The organism is uncultured Mailhella sp. (genome assembly GCF_905187505.1).
GTDB lineage: Bacteria > Desulfobacterota > Desulfovibrionia > Desulfovibrionales > Desulfovibrionaceae > Mailhella.
In genome coordinates, this window is record NZ_CAJJIC010000096.1 from 1 (window position 1) to 8852 (window position 8852).

At 57.4% G+C, this 8852-nt stretch carries 8 protein-coding genes and 1 pseudogene; 5 read left to right on the top strand and 4 right to left on the bottom strand.

The genetic code is table 11. The annotated features are described in order from the left end of the window. Together QZZ60_RS08690 and uraA are read left to right on the top strand one after the other, a co-directional pair. Positions 1-366: pseudogene (locus QZZ60_RS08690) on the top strand (flavodoxin family protein); the annotation flags it as partial. A gap of 118 nt (positions 367-484) precedes the next feature. Beyond that, on the top strand, positions 485-1735 hold the full coding sequence (gene uraA / locus QZZ60_RS08695) for a uracil permease (protein WP_295640553.1): 1251 nt from the start codon (positions 485-487) through the stop codon (positions 1733-1735). A gap of 158 nt (positions 1736-1893) precedes the next feature. Here uraA and phoU read toward each other — a convergent pair whose 3' ends face one another. The 4 genes from phoU to QZZ60_RS08715 all read right to left on the bottom strand — a co-directional run bounded on the left by phoU (position 1894) and on the right by QZZ60_RS08715 (position 6006). Then, entirely contained in the window at positions 1894-2577 is a 684-nt protein-coding gene (gene phoU / locus QZZ60_RS08700; RefSeq protein ID WP_295640555.1) for a phosphate signaling complex protein PhoU, read from the bottom strand. Positions 2578-2744: 167 nt separating this feature from the next. Further along, on the bottom strand, positions 2745-3503 hold the full coding sequence (gene pstB, locus QZZ60_RS08705) for a phosphate ABC transporter ATP-binding protein PstB (protein WP_294447561.1): 759 nt from the start codon (positions 3501-3503) through the stop codon (positions 2745-2747). Between the two features lie 35 nt (positions 3504-3538). After that, entirely contained in the window at positions 3539-5314 is a 1776-nt protein-coding gene (locus QZZ60_RS08710) for an ATP-binding protein (RefSeq protein WP_295640557.1), read from the bottom strand. A 2-nt stretch (positions 5315-5316) separates the two neighbouring features. Then, complete coding sequence (locus QZZ60_RS08715; RefSeq protein ID WP_295640559.1) at positions 5317-6006, bottom strand: response regulator transcription factor; 690 nt, start codon at positions 6004-6006, stop codon at positions 5317-5319. Positions 6007-6208: 202 nt separating this feature from the next. On the opposite strand from QZZ60_RS08715, the gene QZZ60_RS08720 reads away from it, so the two are divergent. The 3 genes from QZZ60_RS08720 to pstA form a co-directional block, all read left to right on the top strand. Continuing rightward, entirely contained in the window at positions 6209-7027 is an 819-nt protein-coding gene (locus tag QZZ60_RS08720) for a phosphate ABC transporter substrate-binding protein (RefSeq protein WP_295640561.1), read from the top strand. Positions 7028-7203: 176 nt separating this feature from the next. Next, positions 7204-8082 carry a phosphate ABC transporter permease subunit PstC gene (gene pstC / locus QZZ60_RS08725; protein WP_295640563.1) on the top strand — a complete coding sequence of 293 codons (879 nt, stop codon included), beginning with the start codon at positions 7204-7206 and terminating at the stop codon, positions 8080-8082. A gap of 46 nt (positions 8083-8128) precedes the next feature. Beyond that, on the top strand, positions 8129-8852 hold a 724-nt coding region (gene pstA, locus QZZ60_RS08730), incomplete at its 3' end, for a phosphate ABC transporter permease PstA (protein ID WP_295640565.1).

Sequence of the window (8852 nt, forward strand, 5' to 3'; positions counted from 1 at the left end):
ACACCGGAAATGCTCGCGCTTGAACACCGCTTTCTGTTCAGCCATATGCTTTACAACAGGGAAAACCGCTGGGTGTTCCCGCGCCGCATTCCCTCGGCTTTCATATACACCTTCGGCGTGACCGCTGATCAAACAGAAAGCGTGCTCGCCCCCTTTGCAGGCATGCATGCCCGCATGGGCGACATGCTGGGCGTGGAAACAAAAGTATGCTGCAGTGCCAATGCCTGGCAGTTCAGCGACTACAGTCTCTACGAAGCCGACCGCTACGATCCGGCCGAAAAGAAAAAATACCATGAGGAAGTCTTCCCTGAAGACTGCCGCAAGGCTTTTGAACTGGGGCGCAGTCTGGCGCTCATGGACCTGTAGACCTCCGATGCTTTTCCGCGGTTCTCCGCGGATGCCGTGACAGGAAGGGGGCAGGCTCCCGGCCTGTCCTCCCCCGGGCGCGTGCGCCTTCAACACTCTTTTCAACGAGGATAGTGCCGTGGAATATCACGTCATTCAGGTCGAGGAACGGCCGCCGCTTCTTCTCAACATTCCTCTGAGCATTCAGCATCTGTTCGCCATGTTCGGTTCCACCGTGCTCGTGCCCTTCCTGTTCCAGGTGAATCCCACCACCTGCCTGTTCATGAACGGCATAGGGACTCTGCTGTATCTCGTGCTCACGAAGGGCAAGATTCCTTCCTACCTGGGATCGAGCTTCGCCTTCATCTCTCCCGTGCTCGCCATCATCGCGTCAAGCGGCTATTCCTCGGCGCAGTCGGGCTTCATCGTCTTCGGCCTTCTTTTCATTCTCTTCTCGCTGCTCATCAGGGCCGTTGGCACCAGATGGATAGACGTCATCTTCCCGCCTGCGGCCATGGGTTCCATCATCGCCGTCATCGGCCTTGAGCTTGCGCCTACCGCCGCGTCCATGGCCGGTCTCACGGGGGAAAACATCAACATGGACAATGTTCTGGTGTCCATGTTCACGCTCATCGTCACCGTTGTCGGCTCCGTGGCGTTCAAGGGCTTTCTGGCCATCATCCCCGTGCTCTTCGGCGTCATATGCGGCTACGTGTTCGCCTTCTTTATGGGCATGGTGGACCTCACCCCGGTCATCGAGGCACCCTGGTTCCAGATACCGCATTTCTACGCTCCCACCTTCGATCTCAACGCCATCATCGTCATTGCGCCCGCCGCGCTCGTGGTGCTGGCTGAGCACATAGGCCATCTGCTCGTCACCGGCAACGTGGTGGGACGCGATCTCATCAAGGATCCCGGTCTTTCCCGTTCACTTTTTGCCGACGGCTGCTCCAACATTCTTTCCGGGTTCTTCGGCGCCACGCCCAACACCACCTACGGCGAAAACATCGGCGTCATGGCCATTACCCGCGTCTACAGCGTCTGGGTTCTCGGAGGCGCGGCCGTCATGGCCATTCTGCTCTCCTTCGTGGGCAAGCTCTCCGAGCTCATCCGCGGCATTCCCGTGCCCGTCATGGGCGGCGTATGCCTGCTGCTCTTCGGCGTGATCGCCGCCTCCGGCCTGCGCGTGCTCGTGGAACGCAAGGTGGACTACAGCAAGTCTTCCAACCTTGTCATGACCTCGGTCATCATGATCATCGGCCTGAGCGGCGCCAAGCTTTCCTTCGGCTCTTTCACCATTCAGGGCATGGTGCTCGCCACCATCATCGCCATCATCCTGAGCCTGGCATTCAAGCTGTTCGATCATTTCCATCTTCTGCGCAAGGACTGATGCCTTCTCCCTGAACGGCGCACAGTCTCCAAAAGATCCTTCGGGGAAAGCTTGACGTTCGTTTTTCCCGCATACCCGACACATATCGCCATAAAAAAGCCCTCCTTCCGCCGGCAAAAGCCTGCGGAGGGAGGGCTTTTCGCATCCCTTTTTTCTTCTTAGTTTCCGGCATTGCCGGACAGCTTCACTCTGTGCTTGACGGTAATGCCGTCGCACATGAAGCACAGATGCTCCACCACGTTTTCGGAACGACGGCAGATGCGGTCTATGGAACGAACGATGAGGATGAGAGGAACTGCCACCCCCGGATCGACCTGATTCTGACGAACGGCGCTCATGAGCTTTTCATAAATGGAAAGCAGAAGGCGCACGCTCTCGTCCGTGCTCTGAAACACCGTCATGCCCTGATTCACATCCTCATTGCGGAAAGAGCCGAGCGACGTATCAAGCATGTCGAAGGCAAGCTGCATATAGCGGGCAAGCTCATGCTCAAGCTCCGACGGGAGAGCCTCGGGCAGGAAGTTCACCTGCCTTCCTATGGTCACGGCCTCGTCGGCGATGCGTTCCAGGTCAAGGACCATGCGCACGGCCGTAAGGATGAAGCGCAGATCCTTGGCCACGGGCTGCGTTCTGGCAATGACGCTGGTGCACTTTTCGTCAAGCTCAAGTTCCATCTCGTCGATGACGTCATCGCCGCGGACTACCTCTTCCGCGACATTGACGTCACGGAGCAGCACGGCGGTGCGGGCCTTGCTGTATGCCATCTGCACAAGGCTGCCCATGGTAAGCAGCTCGGTCCTCAGTCCACGAAGTACGGACGATCCGTACATCTGATCCTTCATGATCAACCTCTGTTTGGCGCATGGCTCCGCCATGCGGCATGTTCCGCCGCACGTTCAGGTTTCGTGCGAAGACTGTGGCGGACAAAGCCGCCGCTTTCGTTGTTCGTAAAAATCGTCCATCAATCGTGCTCTTCAGGACCATCCGCCCCAAGACGCACGGCCAGGAACTAGCCGAAACGACCCGTGATATAATCTTCCGTCTGCTTCAGCTTGGGACGAGTGAAGATGACGTCGGTCTCATCGGTCTCGATGAGATCCCCCATGTAGAAGAAGGCCGTATAGTCGGAAACGCGGGCCGCCTGCTGCATGTTGTGCGTGACGATGATGACGGTAAGCTGATCCCTGAGCTGACCTATGCCTTCTTCTATCTGCTGGGTGGCGATGGGATCGAGCGCTGAGGTAGGCTCGTCCATGAGCAGAATTTCCGGCTCCACGGCCAGAGCCCGGGCAATGCACAGACGCTGCTGCTGTCCGCCGGAAAGGGCCAGTGCAGAATCGGAAAGTCTGTCCTTCACTTCGTTCCAGAGCGCGGCACGCTTCAGACTTTCTTCGACCTTGGCGGCAATGACGGATTCCGACTTCTCGCCGTTGACGCGCAATCCGTAGGCCACATTCTCAAAAATGCTCTTGGGAAAGGACGTGGGACGCTGGAACACCATGCCCACCCTGCGCCGCAGAGAAACCACGTCGCAGTCGCGCACGTTGATGTCCTGCCCGTCCAGCAATATGCTGCCTTCCGCCCGACTGCCCGCCACAAGATCGTTCATGCGGTTCAGGCAGCGAAGATAGGTGCTCTTTCCGCAGCCGGAGGGGCCGATGAGAGCCGTTACCCTTTTTTCGGGAAACTGGAGACTGATGTTCTTCAGCGCCTGCTTCGCTCCGTAGAAGAAGTTGAGCGACACGGTCTCCATTTTTATGTTCTGCATGGGAAATCTCCTTGAAGAGAGACGTATGAAAAGGTTCAGGCAAGAGGAACGGTGAATCGGACTATGCAGCCGGGCCCGTCTTCAATGGAAATGCAGCCTCCGTGGCGTTCCACGATGTGCTTGCATATGGCAAGCCCCAGCCCCGTCGACACCTGTCCGCCTCTGTGCTTTTCCACTCTGTAGAAGCGCTCGAACACCCGTACACGGAGCTCCGGCGGAATGCCGGGCCCGCTGTCGGCCACGCGGAAGACGGCCATGCCGCTTTCCCTGTCGGGCTCGGCGGAAATCACGATCTGCGAACCTTCAGGAGCATACCGGCAGGCATTTTCCAGCAGATTGCGTATGACTCTCGTCAGATACTCGGCGTCGGCCTTGATGGAGAAGTCCCCGAGGTCAAGCTTCTCGCAGAATTCCAGCTTCTTGGCTTCTGCCGAAGTCCGACACAAATCCATTCCTCCGCGTATGGCCATGGAGGCCGGCATGGGCTTGATGTCCATGGGAATGGCGCCGTTTTCTATGCTGGAGAGCTGAAGCAGATCCTGGACCATGGTGGCCATGTACTGTGAGTTGCGGTCGATGACCTCCAGGAAATGAAGGGCCCGCGGCTCGGATACATAGCGTTTCAGACTTTCGGCATAGCCCATGATGGCCGTGAGGGGGGTGCGCAGCTCGTGCGAGACGTTGGCCACGAAATCTCTGCGCATTTCCATGAGCACGGACATCTCCGTAATGTCATGGAACACGGCCACGGCCATGAGCAGCTTGCTTTCACCCACAATGGGGCAGATAAGCACCTGCAGCTTGCGGCCGGACATGTTGTCCATTTCAAACTGCACCGGTTTTTCCGGAACGTCATGTTTCAGGGACTCTATGCCCTTTTGAAGATCCGGCGAGGGAATGACCTCCACAGGCTGCAGCCCCTCGGCATGGGCGGCACGAGGAAAAAGGCGCACAAGCGTGGCATTCACGCTGCGTATGCAGCCGTCATGATCCACTACGAGCACCCCTTCCGCTATGCTGTTGAGCACGGCATCAAGCTGCGCCTTCTGGGCAAGAATGTGATTTACCTGCACTTCCATGCGCTGCGCCATGGAATTGACCGCCGAGGCAAGAGGTGCAAATTCATCGCCGGGAAGCGTACGCAGGCTTATGCGTCCGCTGCGGCTGCCCGGGGTCGCCAGATTCTCCACGGAAGAAATCATAAGCTGCAGAGAACGCCGGAAACGCATGGACATGAACGCTGCAAAGGCTATGGCAAAAACAAGCGCCGCCACGGCCCCCGCCAGAAGTGCCCTGCTTCTGTTCGAAGCATGATCTTCCACAAGAGAAAGCGGTGCGGCAACGCGGATGATGCTTATGGAAGTCCCGGGAATGCTGACACGTCTTGCCGCATACACAAAGGAAGTTCCGAGGCTCGAGCTGTAGCGCACGCTGGAGCCCTCTCCATCGGCAAATGCCATGGCCACTTCTTCATGATAACGGTGATTTTCAAGCTCGGAAATATCCTTGGCGAAGGAATCATAAAGCACCGTGCCTTCGGCATCGATGAGCGTCACGCGGTGCTCTTCGCCAGAATAAAAATTCTTCAGAGTCTCCGGCAGAGTCTCCCTTTCGTCGAACTTGCCCTTCTTCACCTCTTCCATGATGTAGGTGCGGACAAAGGAGACTTCCCGGAAGGCTTCTTCGCACGTGAGATCTATGCTTTCCTGCTTGATGCTGTGAAGAAAATACCCGCACGGCACAAGTACGGAAAACAGGATGACGACGCAGAAACAGAAAAAAATCTTAATGGAAAAGGTAGTGTTCTTCATGGCTATTCCTTATAGCGATAGCCCATGCCGCGCACCGTCTCCAGATACTGGGCGGCATCTCCCAGCTTTCGACGCAGACGGGCTATGTGCACGTCGACCGTGCGTTCGTATCCTTCAAACTGATATCCCCACACGGATGACAACAGTTCCTCGCGCGTGCGAATGCGTCCCGCATTAAGAAAAAAGTCCTCAAAGATACGATACTCAAGCGCCGTAAGCTCCAGCGTACGGCCGTCGATGGAAACACGACGGCCCTGCTGATCCAGGCTGACGCCGTGCCTCGTGATGACACGCTTGCCGGTGTCCATGCTGCGACGACGCAGAATGGCGCGCACACGCAGCATGAGTTCACGGATGTTGAACGGCTTGACCACATAATCATCGGCTCCGTATTCAAAGCCTATGATGCGATCCATCTCTTCTCCCCGGGCCGTCAGCATGAGAATGGGACACGGCATGCTCTCTGCGGCGTGCTTGTTCAGCTCACGGCAGACGGAAAGGCCGTCCCTTCCGGGCAGCATGAGATCGAGAATGATGAGATCGGGCTTCATGGTTTCGGCCATTTCCTGACCGCGCAGGCCGTCGGCGGCCTGCTCCACATGGTATCCTTCCTCTTCCAGAGAAAAGGCCACCAGTTCCCGAATGTCGTCGTCATCTTCTACCACAAGTATGACAGGCTGTTTGTTATCCACAACGTTCCCCTTTCGGTTTCAAATGTATGTAGCCGTCCTATATGAAGCCAATGTTACATTCCGATAAAAATATCGTGAATTGCCGCGCCGTTGAATTGAAACAAAAAGTTAACATCCGGGATATACTGACGCAACAATCCCTTTCTAAGTTCCAACCTGTCCGGACGGAATGATCCGCAGGACGAAACAAGGAGTCTGATCCATGAAGATCAAAAACATTCTTATGAGCGTGCTCTTCACGCTCTGCGCGGTTTCTCCGGCGGCTGCCGCGGAATCCATCACCATCAACGGTTCCACCACCGTGCTGCCCATCATCCAGAAGGCTTCCGAGCACTTCATGGCAAGCTATCCCGACATTTCCATCGTGCTTTCCGGCGGCGGTTCCGGTACCGGCATCAAGTCCCTGCTTGACGGCATCACCGACGTGGCCATGTCCTCCCGCGACGTGAAGTCCAGCGAAACCAAGCTCGCCGCCGGCAAAAAAATGGAACTGACCCGCACCGTCATCGCCGTGGACGCCCTCGTGCCCATCGTGAACACCAAGAACCCCGTGAAAGACCTTTCCATCGATCAGCTCCGTGACATTTTCTCCGGCAAGATCACCAACTGGAAGGAACTGGGCGGCAGCGACAACACCATCGTGGTCGTCAACCGCGACAACTCCTCCGGCACCTACGAATGCTGGAAGGAACTGGTCATGAAGGACGCCAAGGTCATGCCCAAGGCCCTCACCCAGGCCAGCAACGGCGGCGTTGCTCAGAACGTGGCCACCAATCCCAACGCCATCGGTTATATCGGTATGGGATATCTGAATGACAACGTCAAGGGGCTCTCCATCGGCGGCATCCAGGCCACTGCCGAAACCGCTCTTGCCAAGAAGTGGCCTCTCTCCCGCGACCTCTACCTCTTCACCAACGGCAAGCCTGCCGGCAACACCGCCAAGTTCATGGATTTCATGCTTGATCCCCAGCTCGGCCAGCAGGATGTGCTGAAGGCCGGCTACATTCCGCTCGCCAAGTAGACGTTTTCTCCCACGGCCGACCGGGACGGATGAAATCGTCCCGCCGTGTCTGAAACGCTGCCATGAGATCAGGCTTCCCAGAAGCTCCGCCGAAGGCTGAAAGTTCGGCGGACGCTTCCTGGAGCCGACCCACCCGGGGGACTTTCCCCCACTTTTTCGTATTCAACGGACTCGGCATGAAAACACGCAAGGAACGACTCACAGAATGGCTGCTGGCCGGCATATCCACGCTCTCCATTCTCTCCATGGCCGGCATAGTCATCTTTCTGCTGGTGGACGGCCTTCCCTTCTTCAAGGACTATCCGCTCACCGACTTTCTGTTCGGCCTGAACTGGTATCCTACCGACGATCCCATGGAATTCGGCATCCTGCCGCTCATCGTGGGTTCGCTTACGGTCATGGCGCTTGCCACCGTCATTGCCGTACCTCTCGGCGTGGCCACCGCAATCTATCTTTCCGAAGTGGCAAAGCCAGGCATGAGACGAATCGTCAAGCCCTTCGTCGAACTTCTTGCCGCCCTGCCTTCGGTGGTCATAGGCTTCTTCGGCATGGTCGTGGTCGCCCCCTTTCTGCAGGACTACCTCGGAGCCTCCACGGGCCTCAACCTGCTCAACGCAGGACTCATGCTGGCCTTCATGAGCGTGCCCATCATCTGTTCCGTGGCCGAAGACGCCATATACTCCGTCCCGAGAGAACTTCGCGAGGCTTCGCTTTCCCTCGGCGCCACAAAGTGGGAAACCCTGATCCGCGTCGTTCTTCCGGCGGCAAGTTCAGGCATCGGCACGGCCGTCATGCTCGGAATGTCCCGGTCCATAGGCGAAACCATGGTCGTGCTCATGGTTGCCGGCGGCGCCGCCGTCATTCCCACCTCGCTGTTCGACTCCGTACGCCCCATTCCCGCCTCCATCGCCGCAGAAATGGCCGAAGCCCCCTTCCACAGCGAGCACTATTATGCGCTCTTTGCCACCGGCATCGTGCTCATCATCTTTACCCTCATCTTCAACGCCACGGCCTTCCGCATCGCTGAAAAGAAGAACTCCGGCATCGGATGCTGAACGTTCCGCCCCGGAGCCGTCATGCAAAACGCTTGAGAGAAAATACATGAATACCGCAACGCGCAATCACTTCCGCATGCGCCTTCAGTCCCTGATGTTCGGACTGCTGCACGCCTCGGCCGCCATCAACGTGCTGGCGCTTTCCGGCGTGTGCCTCTACCTTGCCGTCAACGGATTTTCCGCCCTTTCCTGGGAATTCCTCACCGAATACCCTCGGAAAATGATGACGGAAGGCGGCATCATGCCCTGCATCGTAGGCACCTTTCTTCTGGCTTTCGGCTCCATGGTCATCGTCTTTCCCATAGGCGTGGCCACGGCCGTGTATCTGCATGAATACAGCCGTCATTCCCGCCTCACCTACTACATACGTTTCGGCATCAACAACCTCGCCGGCGTGCCCTCCATCGTCTTCGGACTTTTCGGGCTCTCCTTCTTCGTCACCTTCCTCGGCCTCGGAGTAAGCCTCATTTCCGGCATCCTCACGCTTTCCATCCTTACTCTGCCCATCATCATCAATACGGCCGAAGAATCGCTGAGACGCGTGCCCGATTCCTGGCGCGAAGCCTCCTTCGCCATGGGCGCAACCAAGGTCCAGACCATACTGCGCGTGATCATTCCCGCAGCCTTTCCCGGCATGCTTACAGGATGCATCCTCGGCCTCGCCCGAGCCGCAGGTGAAACCGGAGCCATCATGTTCACGGCAGCCGTCTACTTCACCCCCCATATGCCCGATTCCTTCCTGAGTCCCGTCATGTCCCTGCCCTATCACA

What these genes read in the sequence shown, in the direction of transcription:
- phoU (WP_295640555.1), bottom strand. Translation starts at nt 2,577, where the DNA reads ATGAAGGATCAGATGTACGGATCGTCCGTACTTCGTGGACTGAGGACC.
- pstB (WP_294447561.1), bottom strand. Translation starts at nt 3,503, where the DNA reads ATGCAGAACATAAAAATGGAGACCGTGTCGCTCAACTTCTTCTACGGA.
- QZZ60_RS08710 (WP_295640557.1), bottom strand. Translation starts at nt 5,314, where the DNA reads ATGAAGAACACTACCTTTTCCATTAAGATTTTTTTCTGTTTCTGCGTC.
- QZZ60_RS08720 (WP_295640561.1), top strand. Translation starts at nt 6,209, where the DNA reads ATGAAGATCAAAAACATTCTTATGAGCGTGCTCTTCACGCTCTGCGCG.
- pstC (WP_295640563.1), top strand. Translation starts at nt 7,204, where the DNA reads ATGAAAACACGCAAGGAACGACTCACAGAATGGCTGCTGGCCGGCATA.